This window comes from Rathayibacter sp. AY1F4, from assembly GCF_002931775.1.
In the GTDB taxonomy this organism is placed as follows: Bacteria; Actinomycetota; Actinomycetes; order Actinomycetales; family Microbacteriaceae; genus Rathayibacter.
The window spans coordinates 135810-155427 of the sequence record NZ_PSVE01000005.1 but is presented as its reverse complement, the minus strand read 5'-3'; the positions used below and the strand labels follow the sequence as shown (position 1 = coordinate 155427).

Below are 19618 nucleotides of genomic sequence, written 5' to 3'. Positions count from 1 at the left end.
CGAGTGCCGATCGGACGGACCACTCCTCCGCCGACGAGCGCGTCGAGGCCGCGAGGCGGTCGACCCGCCGAACAGGCGAGGTTCCCGAGCGGGCCGCCGGCACACAACGGAAGGCCCGCTCTCTCGAGCGGGCCTTCCGTTGTGGTGGATCCGAGGGGATTCGAACCCCTGACCTCTTCATTGCGAACGAAGCGCGCTACCAACTGCGCCACGGACCCGTGCCTTCCGAGCCGTCACCGGCCCGAACAACTCGTCCACACTAGCACGGACGAGCAGGCGCCTCGCACTCGGGTCAGGCCCCGCGGCGGCGCTGCAGCGCCTGGTCGAGGTCGATCGCGTCGACGCCGTCCACGACGCCCATCGCGGCGAAGCGGGAGGAGGGACGCGGAGCCTCGGGAGCGGGAGCGGCGGCACGCGGGACGCGCAGCGGCGCCACCTCGGGAGCGGTCGCGGCGGCGCGCTGGGCGAGCTCCGCCTCCGCCGCGGCGGTGCGCAGGCGCTCCACGGCGTCGATCGACGCCATCGCGGAGGCGGCGACCGTGCCCCGGGAGAGGTAGAGCGGCTTGGGGAGCGGCTGCGGCGTCCAGCTCGCACGGTCCTCGGCGAGCTCCTCGGAGGCGTCGTCCGCCGCCTCCTCGGCGAGCTCGGCCTCGAAGACCTCGGCGCGCCGGCGCTCGGTCGCGGCGGCCGTCGTCGCGGTCGCGACCGGAGCGGCGGCGCGGCGGCGACCCGGCGCCAGCAGGATCAGCGTGCCGAGCCCCGCGACGGCGAGGAGCAGGCCGACGAGCGGCACCGCGCCCGTACCGCCGAAGGGCAGCATCACGAGCCCGACCAGCGCGGCGACCGCGCCGACCAGCACGGCCAGCGCGGCGCCCTGGCGCCATCGCAGGACCGAGGGCCCCGACCGCGTGCTCCGCCGTGCGCTCGCGGTCGCCCGTCGCAGCGCGTCGCGCGCCGCCTTCTCCGCCTGTGCCAGCTCCATCGCCTGTGCCTTCTCTTCGGCTCGTCGTCGTGTCTCGGTCACCCGGAGCCGGCGCTGCTGCAGCGCCACCTCGCGGGCCGTCGCCTCCGCACGCACGTGCTCGGGCACTTCCGCGGTCTCGGCGAGGATCCGCAGCGTCTGCTGCAGCCTCACCGCGTTGCGCTCGGTCGCGTTGTACGACCGCCTGCGCATCCACGTGGGGATCAGGTAGGCGACCCACAGAACGGCGGCGAGCGCCCAGACGACGCCCCCGCCCAGCCAGTCGCTACTCATGCGGACAACGCTAGGAGCACCGGGCACTCCCGTCCGTCATTACGGGTAGGTGTGTCCGTGCGGATCGCGGATCAGCCGGGGCCCCGTCGGAGGGACACCGGCGCCGTCGGAGGGTCCGGAGAGACCCGAGCGGCGCGAGGCGCGGAGGTCCGCGTCGGTCGGCACGCCGACCTCCGACGGGACCTGCCCGTCGAGGTAGCGGCGGAGCACGCCGCGGGGCACCTCCTCCGCCACGAGGGCGAAGCAGAAGTGGTCGCGCCAGTCGCCGTTGATGTGGATGAAGCGCCGCCGCAGGCCCTCGTAGCGGAAGCCGAGCTTCTCGACCACGCGCAGGCTCGGCCGGTTCTCCGGGCGGATGCAGATCTCGATCCGGTGCAGGCCCAGGTCGAGGAAGGCGTGGTCGGCCGCGAGGGCCACGGCGATCGGAGTGATCCCCCGCCCGGCGTAGCGCTCGGACACCCAGTAGCCGATCGACCCGGAGGAGAGCGAGCCGTACCCGATGTTCGAGATGTTGAGCTGCCCGGCGAGCTCGCCGTCCCAGTCGATGAGGAACGGCACTCCCCCGCCGGCCCGCGCGTTCTGCTGCAGCGAGCGGATGCTGGCGCGCACGTCGAACGCGGCGCCTCCACGGGGGTCGGACGCCTCCCACTGGCGCAGCCAGGACCGGTTCGCGATCAGCTCCCGCTCGAGAGGGCGGGCGTCGCGCACGCGGATGGGGCGGACGGTGACACGACCCTCGGTGAGCGTCGGGATCGGGAGCGGCATGATGCGACCCTACTGCTCCGCCGCACTGCGGGAGGGGGACTGGACTCCGCGGCGTTCCATGCCCTCGGGGAACGGAGGAACGGACGGGATCCCGTGCCGCAGCAGGGGTCCCGTCCGTTCCGGAGGCGCGCTCGCCGGGGCTCAGAGGCCGGCGACGAAGTCCTTCAGCCAGGGCTTGAGGTCCTTGCCGAGGTCGTCGCGGTCGGAGGCGAGCTGCACGATGGCCTTGATGTAGTCGAGCTTGTCGCCGGTGTCGTAGCGGCGGCCGCGGAACACGACGCCGTAGACGCCGCCGAACTCGGCCGGGTCCTGCGCCATGCGCTCCAGCGCGTCGGTCAGCTGGATCTCGCCGCCCTTGCCCGGAGCGGTGTGCTCGAGCACACCGAACACGTCGGGCTTCAGCACGTAGCGGCCGATGATCGCGAGGTTCGAGGGGGCGTCCTCCTTGGAGGGCTTCTCGACCAGGCCGGTGATCCGCACCACGTCGTCCTCGTCGGTCGCCTCGACCGCGGCGCAGCCGTAGAGGTGGATCTGGTCGGGGTCGACCTCGAGCAGCGCGACCACCGTGGTGTCGCGCTGCTCGGCGACGTCGATCATGCGCGAGAGCAGCGGGTCGCGGGCGTCGATCAGGTCGTCGCCGAGGAGCACGGCGAAGGGCTCGTCACCGACGTGGCGCTGCGCGCGGGAGACCGCGTGGCCGAGGCCCTTCGGCTCGCCCTGACGGACGAAGTGCACGTCGGCGAGGTCGCTGGCGTACTTGACGTGCTCGAGCTTCTTGTCGTCCTTCTTCTGGGACAGGTTCTGCTCGAGCTCGGGCACCGAGTCGAAGTGGTTGGCGAGCGCGTTCTTGTTGCGCCCGATGATCACGAGCACGTCCTGGAGACCGGCGTCCGCCGCCTCCTCGACCACGTACTGGATCGCCGGCTTGTCGACGACCGGCAGCATCTCCTTGGGGATGGCCTTCGTCGCCGGCAGGAAGCGGGTGCCGAGACCTGCGGCGGGGATGACTGCTTTGCGGATTCGAGTGCCCATGGGGCGCCATCCTAGCGGCGGGGGAAGTCGCGGGAGTTTCGCGCCAGGACCGGCGACGGAAGGCGCCGGACCCCGTTCCGGGGCGGTCCGGGACGAGCGTCCCTCAGGGTCGTCCGCGCGGAGGCCGGCGCGGGGCCCGGTTCTAGACTGAGCGCATGCCAGCCGACATCACGCACGAGAAGCGGGCGCTGCGCGCCGAGCTGCGCGAGCGCCGCCGCACGCAGACCTCGACCGCTCGCGAGCAGGCCGCGGAGCAGATCACCACCCACCTGATCGAGCTCGCCACCCGCGTGGGGGCCCGCTCCCTCGCGTGCTACCTCTCCGCTCCGGACGAGCCGAGCACCCGGCCGTTCCTGGGCTGGGCCGAGAGCCACGGCATCCGCGTCCTCTTCCCCGTCTCACGCCAGGACGGCCTGCTCGACTGGGCGGTCGGCGACGGCCACACCGAGACCCAGGGCCTGTTCGGCATGCCCGAGCCCGTCGGGCAGCTGCTCGGCCCCATCGCGATCAACGACGTCGACCTCATCGTCGTCCCGGCCGCCACCGTCGACCGGCAGGGGATGCGGATGGGCTGGGGGCGCGGCTACTTCGACAAGACCCTCGGCTCGATGGAGAAGTGCCCTCCGGTCTACGCCGTCGTCTTCGACAGCGAGCTCGTCGACCGGGTGCCCAGCGAGGTCCACGACCAGGCCGTCGACGGAGTCGTCACTCCCTCCGGCATCGTCGACCTGCGCCACTGACCCCGTTCTCCTTCTCCCCCACCCGCCTCCGAGGAGCCCCCTGTGCCCACCTACTCCTACCGCTGCACGCAGTGCGGCAACGCCTTCGACATCCAGCAGAAGTTCACCGACGACACGCTCACCGAGTGCCCGAGCTGCCAGGGGGCGCTGCGCAAGGTGTTCAGCGCGGTCGGCGTGACCTTCAACGGCTCGGGCTTCTACCGCACCGACTCCCGCTCCGGCGGGAAGTCGAATGAGGGCGGCTCCTCCTCCTCGGGATCCGGCTCGTCCGGCTCGGGCGCATCCGGCTCCGGCTCATCCGACTCGTCGTCGGGCTCCTCGGGATCGGGCGGCTCCTCCTCGGGATCCTCCGGGTCGTCGGGCTCGGGCGGCTCGGGCGGCTCCTCGTCCGGTTCGGGGTCCTCGGGCTCCGGATCGTCCTCCTCCTCGTCGTCCTCGGGCTCCTCCGGGTCCTCCTCCTCGGGCTCCTCCTCAGGGAGCTGAACCGCCACTCACCGCTCACTGCAGAAACGGAACGATCATGATCAACGGCTTCAAGGAGTTCATCCTCCGCGGCAACGTCATCGACCTGGCTGTCGCCGTGGTCATCGGCGCAGCCTTCACGACCATCGTCAACGCGATCGTGACGGGGATCTTCAACCCGCTCATCGGCGTGATCTTCGACGCCTCCTCCCTCGAGACCCTGAACTGGGTCATCCGGCCGGGAGAGAACGGCGAGGACCCGACCGTCATCGCCTACGGCTCGGTCGTCTCGGCCCTGATCCAGTTCGTGATCGTCGCCTTCGTCCTCTACTTCGCGTTCGTCCTGCCGATCAACCACCTCAAGAACGCCGCCTTCGCCAAGAAGGCCGCCGACGCCCCCGCCGCGGAGGACAAGGCCCCCACCGAGCTCGAGCTCCTCGCCGACATCCGCGACCTGCTCGCCAACAACGGCACCGCCACCACCGCGAACTCCGGCAAGCACGTCGACTGAGTCGCTCTGTCTCCTTCCCGATGGGGGAACGTCTTGCAGAGCGTTGCGCGAACGGTGCGTCCGAAACGCCGGCACGCGTTTCGGACGGCACCTGCACCTTCGGGAGGTCGCCGATCGGGACCATGAGCAACTCTGGCGGGGACCGACCGGCCCTGTCTCCACGCGTCCATCCACTCGTCGAGCGGGGGCGCGCCGGGGGGAGGTCAGAGGTCGCCGACGGGACATGTCTCGACTCGCGGATCACCGACCGGTCCGGCTGACGTCAGTAGTGCGGGGGGACGTCCTGGCGCAGGCGCGCGTCGTTCGGGCCGGTGTCGGGGCGCGCGGGCGGTGCGGAGGGGTCGGCGATCGGCGCGTCGTGCGGGGACGGATCGGTGCCGGGCTTCGCGGGGAGCGTCGCCCGCCGGCCGCCGCGGGTGCGCCGCAACGGGCGGTCGGCACCCGCGGGGGCGTCGAAGTCCGGCGCCACGATCAGTCGTGCGGCAGCGGCTCGACGGGCTGCGTCTCCCCCGATGCCGGAGCGGCGGCGGCGGCAGGAGCGGCGGGAGCAGCAGGAGCAGCAGGAGCAGCAGGAGCCTCGCCGGCGGCGGGAGCAGGGGTCTGCTCCTCCCCCGCGGTCGCACCGATCAGCCCGGCCACCCGCGCGGCCACGGCCTCGGGGTCGGCGAACAGCTCGAAGTTGTGCACCCGCAGGTAGTGCCAGCCCAGCCGCCGCAGCAGCTCCGGACGCAGGCGCAGCGACACGCGCAGGCTCTGCGTGCTCACGTCGCGGTCGGTCTCGACCACCACGGCACGGGTACCGTGCGCGGCGACGAGGGCCAGCTTGCCCTTGTGCCCGATGTTGACCCGGAGTCCGCGGCGCTCGAGGCGCGCGGCGAGATCCACCAGCATCGGCTCCGAGTAGTCGTCGCGGTCGCTCGGCTGGACGCGGTCCTCCGCCTCCTGCAGCACCTGCGCGAGCGCGACCATGCCGTAGCGCATGCGCGACTCGTCGATGTCGCCCGGGCGGAAGCACGAGACGATGTCCATCGAGCGGCGGGCACGGGTCATCCCGACCGCCAGCAGGCGCTCTCCGCCCGGCTCCGCGAGAGCGCCGAAGTTCGACAGCAGGCGGCCGTGGGGCGTCCGGCCGTAGCCGATCGAGAAGATGACGCGGTCACGGCTCTGCGCGACCGACTGCTCCAGCGTCACGACGGCGAAGGGCTCGGGACGGTCGCCGAGGATGAAGTCGCTCAGGTCGGTGCGCTTGGCGAAGGCCGTCAGCACCGCCTGCTGCACCCGCACGGCGTGGCGAGGACTCGCGGTGATGACCATCAGCGACTCGCGCGGACGGATCACCGCGTGCTCGAGCACCAGCTCGACCACCTTCGCGACCTCGGCGTCGACGGACTCGACGGCTCCGGAGTCGTTCTCGGGCATGCCGTGCCCGCTCGCGATGTAGTGGAAGCGGAGCGAGTCGTGTCCGAGGAACGAGCCGGCCCAGGGCAGGGAGTCGATGCGGCCGCCGTAGAAGCGGCGGTTGACCAGCTCGGCCAGGTCCTCGCCGCCCGCGCGGTAGCTGCGGGTGAGCGTGACGGTGTTGAGCAGCTCGCCGAGTCGGGCGAGCGCCGACTGGGCGTGCAGCGCCTCCACGTCGGTCCGCGAGGCGGTGGAGCCGAACTCCGGCGTCTCGTCGACGCGCAGGCCGAAGGGAGTGGGGGTCTGCGTGACCGGGTCGCCGAACGCGACGACCTGCTTCGCCCGGCGGATCGCTCCGACGTTCTCGGCCAGCGTGGTCGCCCCGGCGTCGACGAGGAACACCGCGTCGAAGGTCGTCTCGGTGCCGATGCGGTGCACCTCGTACGGCGAGGCGAGCCAGGCCGGAGCGAGCACGCGCGAGAGGTGCGGGGCGGCCTTCTGCAGCTCCTGAGGGGTCGTCGCCGCCTCGGTGCGCAGCAGCGCGCGCAGCGCATCGCGCTCCTGCGGCCAGTCGACGAGCCCGATCTTCCAGGTCTCGGAGAGCTTCCAGGCCAGCAGCTCGGCGCTCGAGGCGGCGTGCGCCTCGTCGACGAGCTTGAAGTCGGCCTCGAGCCGGTCGAGCACGCTCGTGTTGCCGCCGAGCAGCGCACGCTCGTCGGTCAGCATGATCTCGAGCGCCGAGCGCCACCAGGCCAGGTCCAGCTCGCCCGCGACCAGCTCGGCCGGCACGTGGCGGCGCGAGAGGTCGGTGAGCAGCGGGTCCAGGCCCCAGTCGCGGAGGGTGGCGAGGAGGGTCGTCCGCTCCTGGAGGTTGGCGAGCACCTCGCTGTCCTCGGCGAGGCCGGACACCATCGAGGCCAGCTCGGCGAGAGGGAGCGAGGCGAGCTGCAGGTTCGTCCCGCGGCGGCCGAGCGGCTCGTCGAGACGGCTCAGCTGGTCGGTCACCTGCTGGTAGGCCACCTGCACGTCGGCGACGCCGACCGGGACCTCGGGGATCGTGCCGGCGACCGCGTAGCGCTGCCACAGCGTCCGCTGCTGCTGCACCCGGCGGAGCGCCGCGTTGAGGTCGGTGACGTGCGCGCCGGGACGCAGGTACTCGCGGGCGAGCTTCTTCAGGCGCCGACGGTTGGTGGACGACATCTCGGCGGCCTCGCGGCGCGGCGAGGTGGCGACGATGAGGTCCTGGATCGAGCGGTCGAAGACGGCCGGCTGGAACTTGTCCAGCGTCTCGCGGACGTCCTGCAGCAGACGCAGGTAGATGCCGAGCTCTGCGACCGACTCGAACGGGCGCATCCGCGTCTGGCCGATGACGTCCTGGGCGCGGTCGAGCAGGCGCGGCAGGTCGCGCAGGTGCAGTCGCTTGGCCAGCTCGTGGGCGATCTCGGCGTCGGCGGTGGAGTCGAACTGGGCCCCGTACCAGGGCGAGTCGCCCGGGCCGTAGCGGAACTCGCCCAGGCGCGCCGACTCGATCAGCATCCGGGTCGCCTCGGGGCGGCTGTGCGCGAGAGCGGTGACGGAGCGGCGGTCGAGGCGGGCGGCGGTCGACGGGGGCGTCCGCAGCTGCGAGAGGCGGGCGAGCTCCTCGAGCGCCTGCAGCGCCGAGACGCCGAAGCTCTCGTCGCGCCGGGAGAGCGCGCCGCGGTAGTCGAGCAGCACCTTCCGCAGCCGGAGCAGGGCGTCGTCGATCTCGCTGACGGAGGGGCGCGCGGCCTTCTCGTTGCGGCCGATCGACTGGATGAGGTCGCGGCGGAGCGTGCGGGGCCCGACCGCGATGCCGCCCAGGCCCGCCGAGAGCAGGCGCTGGTGAATGCTGTCGAGGCTCGACCGGCGGGCGCTGACGACCAGCACGCGCTTGTGCTGGGCGGCCAGGGCGCCGATCGCGTTGACGATGGTCTGGGTGCCGCCCGTGCCGGGGAGGGTCTTCACGACGAGCGAGTTGCCGGCCGCGATGTTCGCGATCACCTGCTCCTGCTCGGCGTCCGCGTCGAGGAGGAGGTTGTCGGTCGCCGGAGGACGCTCGTCCTGCGGGATGATCGACGCCACCTTCTGCGACTGCTGCAGCGCCCGCTTGGCGGCCGGGTTCCCGGCGACGGCGTCGAGGACGGGGTGCTCGAGCATCCGGGCGTCGCGGAGCATGTCGCCCGCCACGTCGGCGAAGCTCGAGACCACGAGGCGCGGGTGCACGGCGAACCACGGCAGGTGCGAGGTCAGGCCGCGCAGCTGGTCGATGACCGGCTGCGGCTTGAAGACGCCGTTCTGCACGGCCAGCTCGACGAACTGCTCGGGGTCGATCGTGATGCCGAACTGCTGCTTGAGGGCACGCGCGAGCTGCGGGTTGAAGTAGGGCTGGCCCTTGAGCTTGAGCTCGAAGTCGCGGCCGTAGCGGCGGATGGCGAGCGGGCGCAGGAGCACGGGTGCGGTGAACTCCGTGTCGCCGGCGCGCCACTGGGCGAGGCCGATGGCGAGGTGGACGCCCTCGATGCCGCGGACCGAGCGCAGCTCGATCCCCTTGTCGGTGATCGCACCCGCGGCGTTCTTCGCGGTGCGCAGGGCGAGCTCGTCGCGGATGAGCGAGGAGAGGAGCGTCGTCTTGCCCGAGATGAACGGGGGCAGCCCGCCGGGGTGCGTGGTCGAGAGCTCGATGCGCGTCCGGGGCGAGTCCACGAAGTGGAGCAGGGGCGACGGACCGCCGACCTTGGCGAGCTCGTCGCGCCACGACTGCCACACCGGATCGGCCACGTTGCCGCCCTGGTAGCCGGCCTCGCCGCTCGTCACCTGCACGGGAGAGGTCGCCGTCGGGGAGAGCCGATGCGCGGACGCCTCCCCCTGGTCACCGGATTCGGGTGAGGTCGCCACCGGTCCGGCTCCTGGGAAATCGTCGACTCGTTGCACACGGACACCCTAAACCGGGCACCTCCGAAAGGCCGTAGCGACGCGGGTCGGCGGCACGGCACCTCCGTACGGCTCACCGGGCCGGAGCATCGGAGGAACGCGGAGCCCAGGGTCGGATCGGCGAGCCCGCCCGCCCGATCGGGGCGGGCGGGGGATTCAGGAGGGCCAGACGGCCAGGGGCGGCGCCGTCTCGACCCGGCGCTCGTCGCCGACCACGCGGATCCGGCTGCTCACGCGGTCGTGCCCGGCGGCAGCGGCGACCGCGGTCATGACGAGCTGAGCGTGGTCGCGCGCGAGATGCCCGAAGGCGCTCCGCAGATCGACGGGACGGCCGGTGGCGAGCGACACGGCGATGCGGGCGACCGCCTCCTCCGAGAGGTCGAGGAGGCACGCCTGCTCGGCGAGGACGGCGAAGTCGATCCGCGGCGCGGCCTCCGTGGCGGCACCGGCCGCCCACGGGTGCTCGGGGCGGAGGCAGCCGGCGCGGACGAGGAGCTGCTCCGCGGCTTCGAGGCCGGGCCCGGCGAGGACGGGGATCATGCCGCGGTCCGCTCGGCGCGGCGCCCGGAGGCGCGGACCCCGACGGACACGACGGCCGACAGCAGGCAGGCGACGCCGGCGATCAGCGGCGCGAGCCAGCCGAGGACGCTCACCTCGTCGACGTCCGTGCCGAAGTACTGCCAGTGCGCGATGGCGTAGACGAAGAGGGAGAAGAAGCAGAGCGCGACGCCCGTGAGCGCCGACACCAGGTCTGCCGGACGGACGAGGGGCTCGTGCTCCGCCGAGGCGGCCTGCTCGATCGCGGGCTCGGAGAGGGCGGCGGCCGGGACCTGCGGGAGGGTCGCGGTGGCGGGGTGCTGCGTCATGTCTCCGAGGGAACCAGCCGCGCGGTGTCACGGTCGTCACTCGCTGGCATGACGTCCTGAGCCGAGCGGATGGTGGCGCAGTCGGCCGGTCAGGGAGCGACGGGGACGTCCGCTCGGGCCGGTCGGCGTCCGAGCGACGACTGGAACCGCAGCAGGTAGCCGTCGGGATCAGCCACCACCAGCTGACGGACGCCCGCCTCCTCCGCTCCGACCCGGTACCAGCGGGTCTCGAGCGGCGAGAACAGCGGCGTCCCGGCCTCGGCGAGCGCCGCCGCCGTCCGGTCGGCGTCGTCGACGTGCAGCTGCAGGTTCATCCCCCGGCCGAGCGGGCGCTCCAGCGGTGCAGCGATCCAGTTGCGGCCCCGCCCCGCCTCTTCGAGCATCACGTGCGCGGAGCCGAGGACCAGGTACGCGAAGCCCTCCTCGGGCCGGGCGTAGTGGATCCGGAACCCGCAGGGACCGCACCAGAACCCCAGGCTCCGGTCGAGGTCGGCGACGAGCAGCTCGGGGACGAGATCGGGATCGGCCATCCGCGCGGTCTACGCCTCGGCGCCCTCGGGGCGCTTCGTGCGGCCCGGGAGCAGGAGCAGGCCCGAGACGCCCACGACGATCAGCAGGATGGCCGCGACCGTCACGAAGGAGGCCAGCGCCAGCACGGGCATGATGATCGTCAGGACGCCCGCGATGACCGAGGCGATCCCTGCCGCGATCGGCAGCCACGCGGGGCCGGCGACGGTGCGGCCGCTGGTGATGCTCGAGACGCCGTCGAGGATCCAGCCCGCGCCGATCACGAGGCCCAGGACGCTCAGCGACTCGAACGGGTTCGACAGGCACAGGATGCCCGCGACCAGGATCAGGGCGCCGAGCAGGCCCGCGAGCCAGCGCACCCGGGCATCGAGCCGCGAGGCGGTGAAGGCCAGCAGCAGGCGGAAGACGCCCGCGGCGATCAGGTGGATGCCGAAGACGATGGCGACGGTCAGCAGCGTCGGACCGGGGATCAGGACGGCGATGACGCCGAGCACGATCGCGATCAGCGAGACGGCGATGATCCACCAGCGCTCGACGGAGGTGCGGGACATCGTGGGCGCGGCGGTCTCGGACATGGCGTTCCTTCGCGTCGAGGAGTGCGGACCCCTCGAACGTTAGGGCACCGGGGCGGGGTGGCGCGGGGCCTTGCGCCCGCCCGCCCGAGGACGCAGGTCAGTGGCGCGATCCGGTGCGCGCCGCGGCACGGTGCCGCCGCACACGGCGCACCACGAGCGCGAGCAGCAGCACGCCGAACGCGCTGTAGATGATCGCGTCGAGCACGCCCGCGTACTGGTCGACGAGCTCGTACTGCGTGCCGAGGGCTGCGCCGAGGCCGATCAGCAGGCCGTTCCAGACGCCGGAGCCGAGGATCGTCAGTCCCGAGAACAGCAGCAGGTTCATCCGCTCGGCCCCCGCGGGGAGCGAGATGAGGCTGCGCACGCCCGGGATGAGGCGACCGAACAGGACCGCCCAGGTGCCGTGCCGGCGGAACCAGCCGACCGCCTTCTCGAAGTCCTCGCGGTCGACCAGCGGGAGCTTGGAGAGCAGGCGGATCGAGCGCTCCGTGCCGATGCGGTGGCCGAGCGCGTAGAGGATCAGGCCGCCGAGGTAGGCGCCGAGGGTCGCCGTGATCACGACCAGCACCAGGTTCATCCGGCCCTGCTGGGCGAGGAAGCCGGCCAGCGGCAGCACGAGCTCGCTCGGGATCGGCGGGAACACCGTCTCGATCAGCGTCAGCAGGCCGACGCCCGCCTCTCCGAGCGCGGCGATCACCCGCGCGGCGACGCCGACGAGCCCGGAGAGCTCGTCGATGCTGTCGGAGGAGGAGGCGGTCGCCACGGAGGCGGGGGCGAGGGCGAGGGTCGCGATCGTCATGACTGAGAAGCTACTCAGTCCGCCGCGCGCGCACCTGGGAATCCGGCGGCCCGCTCAGGGGCGGCCGGTGAGCACGACGGTGTCCGATCCCTGCAGCCGCACCTCGACCGAGGCGATCTCGGACAGCGGGAGCCCGGTGGCGAGGCTGGGCTCCATCGTCGTCCCCGGTGCGCTCGTCCACGATCCGACGGCCTCGGTGCCGCCCGAGGTGTCCGTGACGTAGAGGACGTAGCCGGCCGAGCCCGCGTACTGCTCGGCCGTGTCGGCCCAGCTGCAGTCCATGTCGATCCGCGTGCCCCACTGCTGCGGCACGAACCGCACGGAGGCCTCGACGGGGACGCCCGGAGCCGCGGCGAGCGAGACGGTCGCGCCGACGGTCTCGACAGGGGCGAGGGACGGACCGATCGCGAGCGGCAGGGCGACGGCGGCGGCGGCCGAGACGCCCGCGGCGGCGAGCACCAGGCCCGCGATGCGCAGCCGGGTGCGGCGGCGGACGGAGTCGGTGGCCGCGGCGAGGCGGGTCAGCAGTGCCGCCGGAGCCGGATCGCCGGCCGCCTCCGGCTCCTCGACCAGGCGCATCGCCTCGTCCTGGGGCAGGTGGGCCAGCAGGCCCGGCAGCGGGACGAACTCGGCGAGGAACTCGCGGCAGCCGGGGCAGGCGCGCAGGTGCAGCTCGTACTCGCGGCGGTCGGCGGCGGTCAGGGATCCGAGGAGGTACGCGGCGTCCCAGTCGCGGAAGGGGTCGTCGTGCCGGTCGTCGGAGGAGGGGTCGCGGTTCACAGCTCCGTCACCCCCCGCTCCTGCAGTGCGAGCTTGAGGGCCCGCATCCCGTAGTGCATCCGAGACTTGACGGTGCCCGGGGCGATCCCCAGCAGCGCGGCGATCTCGGTGACCGTGCGGCCGCCGTAGTAGGCGTGCACGATGACGGCGCGGTGGTCGTGGCTCAGTCCGCTGAGCGCGTCCGAGAGCAGCCAGGCGTCGAGCACCTGGTCGGTGCGGTCGGCGGTCGGGCGCTCGGGGACCTCGTCCGTGCCCAGCTCCCGGGCGTAGCGGGCGCTGCGGCGGTCGTCGATGACGAGGTTCCGGGCCACGGTGTAGAGCCAGGAGCGGGCGGCGGCCTCGCCCTGGGCGAGGATCTCGGGGTGCTTCCAGGCGCGCAGCAGCGCCTCCTGCACGACGTCCTCCGCCATCTGGCGGTCGCCGGTCAGGCGCAGCACGAACCGCCAGAGCGCGCTGGCGTGCTCGTCGTGCAGCGCACGCAGCATCTGGGCCTGATCCTCGGACATCTCCACCTCTTCCTGCACCAACGTAACGGGGGCCCGAACGGTTCAGCCGGTTCGCGCGAGCGGCCCCACTCTGGTACTCCGGAGTCGATGACCTTCCCCGATGCCGACGACGCCGCCCGCGTGCGCTCCTTCCTCCGCGACAACCGCTCGCGGATGCTCGACGACGTCCGGCACCTCGTGATGATCGAGAGCCCCAGCGACTCCCTCGAGGCGCTCGGCGAGCTGCACGCCTTCCTGGTGCACTGGGTGGGAGAGCGGCTCGGGCACGACGCCGACGTGCAGCACCAGCGTGCGCAGGACGCGCCGACCGCGACCAGCTGGACCGTCCCGGCGAGCGGTGGCGCGAGACCGCACCGGGGCACGCGTCCGTTCGTGGCGCTGCTCGGCCACTACGACACGGTGTGGCCCCTGGGCACGACCCGCTCCTGGCCCTTCGCCGTCGACGGCGACCGCCTGAGCGGCCCGGGCAGCTACGACATGAAGGCCGGGCTGGTGCAGATGGTGTGGCTGGTGGCCGCGCTCCGCCACGCCGGCGTCCCGCATCCGGCCGTCCGCCTGGTGATGAGCGGGGACGAGGAGATCGGCAGCGCCGCCTCCCGCCCGTTCCTGGAGCGGCAGTGCGCGGGCGCCGACGCGGTCCTGGTGTTCGAGGGCGCGATCGGCGACGCGGTCAAGACGGCGCGCAAGGGCATCGGGCGCTTCGTGATCGACGTGGTCGGCGTCGAGGCGCACGCCGGGGTCGAACCGGAGAAGGGGGCGAGCGCGATCCACGAGCTCGGCTCGCTGATCCCGCGGGTGCTGGCGATCGCGCGGGAGGAGGAGGGCACCTCGGTCAACATCGGAGTGGTCTCCGGCGGCTCGCGGGTCAACGTGACGACGGCCCGCGTGCGCCTGGAGCTGGAGGCGCGGATCCGCGGATCCGCCGAGGCCGCCCGTGTCGAGGCCGAGCTCGACGCGCTCGCCGCCGCCGACCCGCGCATCCGGCTGGAGGTGCGCGGCTCCTGGGAGCGGCCCGTCTTCGAGCGGACCGCCTCCGTCGCCGCGCTCTACCGCAGGGCCGAGCGGGTCGCGAAGCGGATCGACGTCCCCCTCCGCGAGATCGCGGTCGGCGGGGCGAGCGACGGCAACCTCGTCGCCGCGCTGGGCCTGCCGGTCCTCGACGGGCTCGGCGCCCCGGGCGAGGGGGCGCACGCGCGCAGCGAGGCGATCGGCATCGAGGGCATGCTGGAGCGGACGGCGCTCGCCGCGCTGCTGGTCGCCAGCTTCGGCGACGAGCACTGACCGGCTGCAGAGGAAGGACGAGCGGATGACCCTGTACGAATCGCGCCCCGTGGGCGTCGTGATCGAGGCTCCGGCCGCCGAGGTGTACGCCCTCGTCTCCGACCCGGCGAACCTCCCGCGGTGGGCCGCGGGCCTCGCCTCCTCCGCGCTCGAGCAGGTCGACGGACGCTGGTTCGCCGACTCGCCGATGGGCCGGGTCGAAGTGCGCTTCGCCCCGCAGAACCCGTTCGGCGTCGCGGACCACGAGGTCACGCTTCCCGACGGGACGGTGGTGGACAATCCGCTCCGGGTGCTCGTGAACGGGGACGGCGCCGAGGTGGCCTTCACCGTGCGGCGGCGCCCCGGGATGAGCCTCGACGACTGGGACGAGGACTGCGCGCGGGTCGCGGACGACCTCGAATCGCTCCGGCTGCTGTTCGAGCGCGGAGCGCTGTAGGTTCGTCACAGCTCCGGCGCAGGGCCGGCACCCGTGAGAACGAGGACGCGATGACCTCCCCCGATCGTCCGAGCACCCGCCCCGCGAGCGGCATCGAGCTCAACGGCCTCGACACGATCCAGGAGTCGGAGCGGCACGGCCGCCCTCGCGACCTGTTCTGGCCGTGGTTCGCCGCGAACGTGTCCGTGCTCGGGCTGAGCTACGGCTCCTTCCTCCTCGGCTTCGGCCTCTCCTTCGGGCAGGCGACGCTCGTCAGCGTGATCGGGATCGTCGTCTCGTTCCTCTTCTGCGGTCTGGTCGCCGTCGCCGGCAAGCGCGGCTCCGCCCCGACGATGGTGCTCAGCCGGGCGGCCTTCGGGGTCGACGGCAACCGCCTCGTCTCGGTGATCTCCTGGCTGCTCACGGTGGGCTGGGAGACGGTGCTGGCCTCCCTCGCGGTGCTCGCGACGGCGACGGTGTTCGAGGAGTTCGGCTGGGACGGGGGCGTGCTCACCAAGGTGGTCGCGCTCATCGTGGTCGCCGCGCTCATCGTGATCGCCGGGATCGCGGGCTTCCGCCTGATCATGCGGCTCCAGCTCGCGATCACCGTCGCGACCGCCGTGCTGACCGTGGTCTACGTCGTGCTCGTCCTCGACCGGATCGACCTCGCCGCCGTCGGCGCCCTGCCCGCGGGCTCGGCCGCCGCGGTCATCGGCGGGCTCGTGTTCATGATGACCGGCTTCGGGCTGGGCTGGGTGAACGCCGCGGCCGACTACTCCCGCTACCTCCCCCGCGGTGCCCGCACGAGCGGAGTGATCGCGTGGACGACGATCGGCGGAGCGGTCGCGCCCGTCGTGCTGGTGGTCGTCGGCCTGCTGCTGGCCGGCTCCTCGCAGGAGCTCTCGGACGCGATCGCCGCGGACCCGATCGGAGCGCTCGCCGGGATCCTGCCGACCTGGTTCCTGCTCCCCTTCATCGTCGTCGCGCTGCTCGGCCTGATCGGCGGGGCCGTGATGGACATCTACTCCTCGGGCCTGGCGCTGCTCAGCACGGGTCTCAAGGTCTCGCGGCCGGTGGCCGCCGGGATCGACGGCGTGCTGATGGTCCTCGGAGCGGTCTACGTCGTGTTCGTCGCGGGCGACTTCCTCGGCCCTTTCCAGGGCTTCCTGATCACCCTCGGCGTGCCGATCGCGGTATGGCTCGGCGTGTTCCTCGCCGATCTCCTCCTCCGTCGGCGCGACTACGACCAGGAGGCTCTGTACGACTCCCGCGGCCGCTACGGCAGCGTCTCGGCGGTCCCCGTGGCCCTCGTGCTGATCGGCGCGGTCGTCGGCTGGGGCCTGGTGGTCAACTACTCCCCCGGGTTCGAGTGGGAGGGCTACCTCCTCGGCCCGCTCGGCGGCCGCGACGGCGACTGGGCCGGCGCCAACCTCGGCGTCCTCGTGGCGCTCGTGATCGGCTTCGCGGGAACGCTCGCCCTCTCGCGCGGGGCCGTCCGCCGCCAGGAGGCCTCGGCGTGAGCCTGCTCGTCGCGATCGACCTGCAGCACGTCTTCGCCGACGCCGAGTCGCCGTGGGGATCCGGCGGATTCGAGCGCGCGGCCGACGGGACCCGCCGGCTCCTCCCGGCGTTCGGCGAGCGGGTCGTGACCACCCGCTTCGTCGCCCCGGAGCGGCCCGTCGGCGCGTGGATCCCCTACTACCGCGAGTGGCCGTTCGCGCTCGTCCCCGAGAGCGACCGGCTCTACGAGCTCGTGGCCGGGTTCGAGGGCCACCGCACGATCACCGCCACGACCTTCGGCAAGTGGGGGCCCGAGCTCGAGGCCGAGCTCGACGACTCCCGCGAGCTCGTGCTCACCGGCGTCTCGACCGACTGCTGCGTGCTCTCGACGGCGCTGGCGGCCGCGGACGCCGGAGTACGCGTCAGGGTCGCCGCGGACGCCTGCGCCGGCGCCTCCGAGGCCGACCACCAGCGCGCGCTCGACGCCATGTCCCTGTACGCGCCGCTGATCGAGATCACGACCGTGGACGCGGTGCTGGCGGACCTGCGCGACCGGGGCTGAGACCGCGGGCGGGACGCGAGCCGCTTCCGCCGGTCGGCCCCGCGCGTCGCGGGGCGACCCCGTCACCCGGCATGATGTCGGCATGTCCTCCACCGACGAGCGCGTCAGCCCGGCTTCCCGCACCCTGGTCATCGGCGAGGCGCTGATCGACATCGTCGAGCGCGACGGCAGCGCCACGGAGCACGTCGGCGGCTCCCCGGCCAACGTCGCCCTCACGCTCGCCCGACTCGGGCGACCCGCGACCCTCGTCACCGACATCGCCGACGACGAGCGCGGCCGCCGCATCAGCGCCCACCTCGAGGCCTCCGGAGTGGAGGTACGGCACGGCGACTCGGAGCGCACCAGCACCGCTCGGGCGGTCCTCGCCGCGGACGGGTCGGCCCGCTACGTCTTCGACCTCTCCTGGAACCCGCCGGCGGCGGACCCGGAGGGCGCCTCCCACGTCCACACCGGTTCCATCGCGATCTTCCTCGAGCCGGGCGGATCCGCCGTGCTCGAGCTCCTCGAGGCACTGCCCGCCGGAGTGACGGCGAGCGTCGACGCGAACATCCGCCCGGCTCTGGTCGGCGCGCACGCCGAGGCGCTCGCGCGCTTCGAGCGGATCGCCGCCGCGTGCGAGGTCGTGAAGCTCAGCGACGAGGACGCGGAGTGGCTCTACCCGACGATGCAGCTCGACGAGGTCCTCAGCCGGCTGCTCTCCCTCGGGTCGCAACTCGCGGTCGTCACACGCGGCGCGGAGGGACTTCTGCTGGCCTCGGCCGTCACGCGGGTGACCGTGCCCGCCGCCCGGATCGTGGTGGCGGACACGATCGGCGCCGGCGACTCCGCGATGGGCGCGATCCTCGACGAGGCGTTCCGCCAGGGCCTCGGCGCCGCGAACGGGATGCTGCTCGACGGCCCCGCCCTGCACGCGATCGGCCGGCACGCCGCGCACGTCGCCGGCATCACGACCTCCCGCTCCGGCGCGAACCCGCCCACCCGCGACGAGCTCTGAGGGCCGGAGGCGGACCTTCTGCAGGACGCCCCTGGTGCTCGCGTCGGGACGCGGAGATACTGGGCGCACCTCGACGGAAAGGCGTGCCGTGCCCACTTCACTGAGCCCCTACATCGGCTTCGACGGCTCCGCGCAGGAGGCGATGGAGTTCTACCGGCAGGTCCTCGGCGGCGAGCTCAGCTCCAGCCGCTTCGGCGACTTCGGAATGAGCGCGGATCCGGCCGACCAGGACCGGATCATGCACGCCCAGCTCGTCATGCCGAGCGGGATGATCCTGATGGGCTCCGACTCCCCCTCCTCGAGCCCGGCCGAGAGCGGCGCCCGCATCACGATCGCGCTCTTCGGCGACGACGACGCCGAGCTGAGCGGCTACTGGGACGGCCTGGCCGAGGGCGGCACGGTCGTCGAGCCGCTGGTCGCCTCGCCCTGGGGCGACCGCTTCGGGATGCTGGTCGACCGCTACGGCGTCGGCTGGATGGTGAACATCGCCGCTCCGCCGGCCTGACGCTCCTCCCCAGCGCGGGATCGGGGCACGCCTCCCCCGGGTGCGTCCACCCGTCCCGCCGGGCGCCGCGGCAGGCGCAGAATGGAGGGGCCGCTCCCGCTCCGGGGGCCGTCCCACCTCTCACGAAGGCTGCAGATGACGATCACGCTCGGGTACAAGGCATCGGCGGAGCAGTTCGGCGCCCGGGAGCTCGTCGAGCTCGCGGTCGGCGCCGAGCGGCACGGCTTCGAGACCGCGGTCGTCTCGGACCACTTCCAGCCCTGGCGCCACACGGGCGGACACGCGCCGTTCTCCCTCGCCTGGCTCGCCGCGGCCGGTGAGCGCACCTCCACCATCACCCTCGGCACCTCCGTGATGACCCCGCACTACCGCTACAACCCCGCCGTCATCGCCCAGGCGTTCGGCACGCTCGGCGTGCTCTACCCCGAGCGGATCATGCTCGGCGTCGGCACCGGCGAGGCGCTGAACGAAGTCGCCACCGGCTACCAGGGCGCGGGCGAGCAGACCTGGCCCGACTTCAAGGAGCGCTTCGCCCGCCTGCGCGAGGCCGTGCGGCTGATGCGCGCGCTCTGGGCGGGCGACCGCGTCACCTTCGACGGCGAGTACTACTCCACGCACGAGGCGTCGATCTACGACAAGCCCGAGGGCGGCGTGCCGGTCTACATCGCGGCGGGCGGCCCCGTCGTCGCCAAGTACGCCGGCCGGGCGGGCGACGGCTTCATCTGCACGTCGGGCAAGGGCATGGAGCTCTACACCGAGAAGCTGCTCCCCGCCGTCGAGGAGGGCGCCGCGGCGGCCGATCGCGACTCCTCGACCATCGACCGCATGATCGAGATCAAGCTCTCCTACGATCCCGATCCGGCGCTCGCGCTCGAGAACACGCGCTTCTGGGCGCCGCTCTCGCTGTCGCCGGAGCAGAAGCACTCGCTGACCGATCCGGTCGACATGGAGCGCGCCGCCGACGAGCTGGCGATCGAGCAGGTCGCGAAGCGCTGGATCGTCGGCTCCGACCCCGAGGAGACGGTCGCGCAGATCAAGCCCTACGTCGACGCGGGCTTCACCCACCTGGTCTTCCACGCCCCGGGCGACGACCAGCAGCGCTTCTTCGACGCCTTCGAGCGCGACCTCGCGCCGCGGCTGCGCGCGCTCTGACCTCCCGCCTCCGCCACGACCCCCTTCGGAAGGGCCGCTC

At 72.9% G+C, this 19618-nt stretch carries 22 protein-coding genes and 1 tRNA gene; 10 read left to right on the top strand and 13 right to left on the bottom strand.

The window, feature by feature from the left end:
- Positions 1–142 precede the first annotated feature (142 nt).
- The 4 genes from C5C59_RS04600 to galU all read right to left on the bottom strand — a co-directional run bounded on the left by C5C59_RS04600 (position 143) and on the right by galU (position 3052).
- Positions 143–218, bottom strand: a tRNA-Ala gene (locus tag C5C59_RS04600).
- A 74-nt stretch (positions 219–292) separates the two neighbouring features.
- Positions 293–1255: a hypothetical protein gene (locus C5C59_RS04595; protein ID WP_104238328.1), complete on the bottom strand. Its 963-nt coding sequence runs from the start codon at positions 1253–1255 to the stop codon at positions 293–295.
- Positions 1256–1294: 39 nt separating this feature from the next.
- Entirely contained in the window at positions 1295–2020 is a 726-nt protein-coding gene (locus C5C59_RS04590; protein WP_104223217.1) for a GNAT family N-acetyltransferase, read from the bottom strand.
- A gap of 141 nt (positions 2021–2161) precedes the next feature.
- Complete coding sequence (galU, locus tag C5C59_RS04585; protein WP_104223218.1) at positions 2162–3052, bottom strand: UTP--glucose-1-phosphate uridylyltransferase GalU; 891 nt, start codon at positions 3050–3052, stop codon at positions 2162–2164.
- A gap of 155 nt (positions 3053–3207) precedes the next feature.
- Here galU and C5C59_RS04580 point away from each other — a divergent pair, with 155 nt between their 5' ends.
- Genes C5C59_RS04580 through mscL form a run of 3 tightly spaced genes read left to right on the top strand, consistent with a single transcriptional unit; the run spans position 3208 to position 4765 of the window.
- Positions 3208–3792, top strand: coding sequence for a 5-formyltetrahydrofolate cyclo-ligase (locus C5C59_RS04580; RefSeq protein WP_104238329.1), 585 nt, complete (start codon positions 3208–3210; stop codon positions 3790–3792).
- Between the two features lie 42 nt (positions 3793–3834).
- A complete protein-coding gene (locus tag C5C59_RS04575; RefSeq protein ID WP_104238330.1) occupies positions 3835–4275 on the top strand; it encodes an FmdB family zinc ribbon protein in 441 nt (146 codons plus the stop codon).
- Positions 4276–4312: 37 nt separating this feature from the next.
- Positions 4313–4765 carry a large conductance mechanosensitive channel protein MscL gene (mscL, locus tag C5C59_RS04570; protein WP_181067745.1) on the top strand — a complete coding sequence of 151 codons (453 nt, stop codon included), beginning with the start codon at positions 4313–4315 and terminating at the stop codon, positions 4763–4765.
- Between the two features lie 262 nt (positions 4766–5027).
- Here mscL and C5C59_RS04565 read toward each other — a convergent pair whose 3' ends face one another.
- The 9 genes from C5C59_RS04565 to C5C59_RS04525 form a co-directional block, all read right to left on the bottom strand.
- Positions 5028–5234, bottom strand: coding sequence for a hypothetical protein (locus C5C59_RS04565; RefSeq protein ID WP_104238331.1), 207 nt, complete (start codon positions 5232–5234; stop codon positions 5028–5030).
- Positions 5235–5236: 2 nt separating this feature from the next.
- A complete protein-coding gene (locus C5C59_RS04560) occupies positions 5237–9079 on the bottom strand; it encodes a DEAD/DEAH box helicase (protein WP_374953880.1) in 3843 nt (1280 codons plus the stop codon).
- Positions 9080–9271: 192 nt separating this feature from the next.
- Positions 9272–9655, bottom strand: a complete 384-nt coding sequence (locus C5C59_RS04555; protein ID WP_104238332.1) for a hypothetical protein — start codon at positions 9653–9655, stop codon at positions 9272–9274.
- Positions 9652–9981 (bottom strand): hypothetical protein, encoded by a 330-nt coding sequence (locus C5C59_RS04550; protein WP_104226447.1) that lies wholly within the window; start codon positions 9979–9981, stop codon positions 9652–9654. The genes C5C59_RS04555 and C5C59_RS04550 overlap by 4 nt, the downstream gene beginning before the upstream one ends.
- A gap of 89 nt (positions 9982–10070) precedes the next feature.
- The gene (locus C5C59_RS04545; RefSeq protein ID WP_104225074.1) at positions 10071–10511 is read right to left on the bottom strand and encodes a VOC family protein; all 441 of its coding nucleotides are present in this window, start codon (positions 10509–10511) and stop codon (positions 10071–10073) included.
- A 9-nt stretch (positions 10512–10520) separates the two neighbouring features.
- Positions 10521–11084 carry an HdeD family acid-resistance protein gene (locus tag C5C59_RS04540; RefSeq protein WP_104232862.1) on the bottom strand — a complete coding sequence of 188 codons (564 nt, stop codon included), beginning with the start codon at positions 11082–11084 and terminating at the stop codon, positions 10521–10523.
- Positions 11085–11181: 97 nt separating this feature from the next.
- On the bottom strand, positions 11182–11883 hold the full coding sequence (locus C5C59_RS04535) for a DedA family protein (RefSeq protein WP_104225072.1): 702 nt from the start codon (positions 11881–11883) through the stop codon (positions 11182–11184).
- A gap of 54 nt (positions 11884–11937) precedes the next feature.
- The gene (locus C5C59_RS04530; protein WP_104238333.1) at positions 11938–12663 is read right to left on the bottom strand and encodes an anti-sigma factor; all 726 of its coding nucleotides are present in this window, start codon (positions 12661–12663) and stop codon (positions 11938–11940) included.
- A complete protein-coding gene (locus C5C59_RS04525) occupies positions 12660–13169 on the bottom strand; it encodes a sigma-70 family RNA polymerase sigma factor (RefSeq protein WP_104225070.1) in 510 nt (169 codons plus the stop codon). The genes C5C59_RS04530 and C5C59_RS04525 overlap by 4 nt, the downstream gene beginning before the upstream one ends.
- 87 nt (positions 13170–13256) lie before the next feature.
- On the opposite strand from C5C59_RS04525, the gene C5C59_RS04520 reads away from it, so the two are divergent.
- From C5C59_RS04520 to fgd, 7 genes are all read left to right on the top strand, one after another.
- Positions 13257–14450 carry a M20/M25/M40 family metallo-hydrolase gene (locus C5C59_RS04520; protein WP_104238334.1) on the top strand — a complete coding sequence of 398 codons (1194 nt, stop codon included), beginning with the start codon at positions 13257–13259 and terminating at the stop codon, positions 14448–14450.
- Positions 14451–14475: 25 nt separating this feature from the next.
- Positions 14476–14886 carry an SRPBCC family protein gene (locus C5C59_RS04515; RefSeq protein ID WP_104238335.1) on the top strand — a complete coding sequence of 137 codons (411 nt, stop codon included), beginning with the start codon at positions 14476–14478 and terminating at the stop codon, positions 14884–14886.
- A gap of 50 nt (positions 14887–14936) precedes the next feature.
- Positions 14937–16385: a cytosine permease gene (locus C5C59_RS04510; protein ID WP_104238336.1), complete on the top strand. Its 1449-nt coding sequence runs from the start codon at positions 14937–14939 to the stop codon at positions 16383–16385.
- Entirely contained in the window at positions 16382–16927 is a 546-nt protein-coding gene (locus C5C59_RS04505) for a cysteine hydrolase family protein (RefSeq protein WP_104238337.1), read from the top strand. Before C5C59_RS04510 ends, C5C59_RS04505 begins: the two co-directional genes overlap by 4 nt.
- 82 nt (positions 16928–17009) lie before the next feature.
- Entirely contained in the window at positions 17010–17921 is a 912-nt protein-coding gene (locus tag C5C59_RS04500) for a carbohydrate kinase (RefSeq protein WP_104232867.1), read from the top strand.
- 88 nt (positions 17922–18009) lie between these two features.
- Positions 18010–18426 (top strand): VOC family protein, encoded by a 417-nt coding sequence (locus C5C59_RS04495; protein ID WP_104238338.1) that lies wholly within the window; start codon positions 18010–18012, stop codon positions 18424–18426.
- Positions 18427–18561: 135 nt separating this feature from the next.
- Positions 18562–19578 (top strand): glucose-6-phosphate dehydrogenase (coenzyme-F420), encoded by a 1017-nt coding sequence (gene fgd / locus C5C59_RS04490; RefSeq protein WP_181134816.1) that lies wholly within the window; start codon positions 18562–18564, stop codon positions 19576–19578.
- The last annotated feature ends 40 nt before the right edge of the window (positions 19579–19618 follow it).

Coding starts and splice junctions, on each gene's coding strand:
- C5C59_RS04535 (WP_104225072.1), bottom strand. CDS start 11,883: ATGACGATCGCGACCCTCGCCCTCGCCCCCGCCTCCGTGGCGACCGCC.
- C5C59_RS04550 (WP_104226447.1), bottom strand. CDS start 9,981: ATGACGCAGCACCCCGCCACCGCGACCCTCCCGCAGGTCCCGGCCGCC.
- C5C59_RS04500 (WP_104232867.1), top strand. CDS start 17,010: ATGTCCTCCACCGACGAGCGCGTCAGCCCGGCTTCCCGCACCCTGGTC.
- C5C59_RS04545 (WP_104225074.1), bottom strand. CDS start 10,511: ATGGCCGATCCCGATCTCGTCCCCGAGCTGCTCGTCGCCGACCTCGAC.
- C5C59_RS04590 (WP_104223217.1), bottom strand. CDS start 2,020: ATGCCGCTCCCGATCCCGACGCTCACCGAGGGTCGTGTCACCGTCCGC.
- C5C59_RS04510 (WP_104238336.1), top strand. CDS start 14,937: ATGACCTCCCCCGATCGTCCGAGCACCCGCCCCGCGAGCGGCATCGAG.
- fgd (WP_181134816.1), top strand. CDS start 18,562: ATGACGATCACGCTCGGGTACAAGGCATCGGCGGAGCAGTTCGGCGCC.
- C5C59_RS04555 (WP_104238332.1), bottom strand. CDS start 9,655: ATGATCCCCGTCCTCGCCGGGCCCGGCCTCGAAGCCGCGGAGCAGCTC.
- C5C59_RS04520 (WP_104238334.1), top strand. CDS start 13,257: ATGACCTTCCCCGATGCCGACGACGCCGCCCGCGTGCGCTCCTTCCTC.
- C5C59_RS04580 (WP_104238329.1), top strand. CDS start 3,208: ATGCCAGCCGACATCACGCACGAGAAGCGGGCGCTGCGCGCCGAGCTG.
- C5C59_RS04515 (WP_104238335.1), top strand. CDS start 14,476: ATGACCCTGTACGAATCGCGCCCCGTGGGCGTCGTGATCGAGGCTCCG.
- galU (WP_104223218.1), bottom strand. CDS start 3,052: ATGGGCACTCGAATCCGCAAAGCAGTCATCCCCGCCGCAGGTCTCGGC.
- C5C59_RS04540 (WP_104232862.1), bottom strand. CDS start 11,084: ATGTCCGAGACCGCCGCGCCCACGATGTCCCGCACCTCCGTCGAGCGC.
- mscL (WP_181067745.1), top strand. CDS start 4,313: ATGATCAACGGCTTCAAGGAGTTCATCCTCCGCGGCAACGTCATCGAC.
- C5C59_RS04595 (WP_104238328.1), bottom strand. CDS start 1,255: ATGAGTAGCGACTGGCTGGGCGGGGGCGTCGTCTGGGCGCTCGCCGCC.
- C5C59_RS04525 (WP_104225070.1), bottom strand. CDS start 13,169: ATGTCCGAGGATCAGGCCCAGATGCTGCGTGCGCTGCACGACGAGCAC.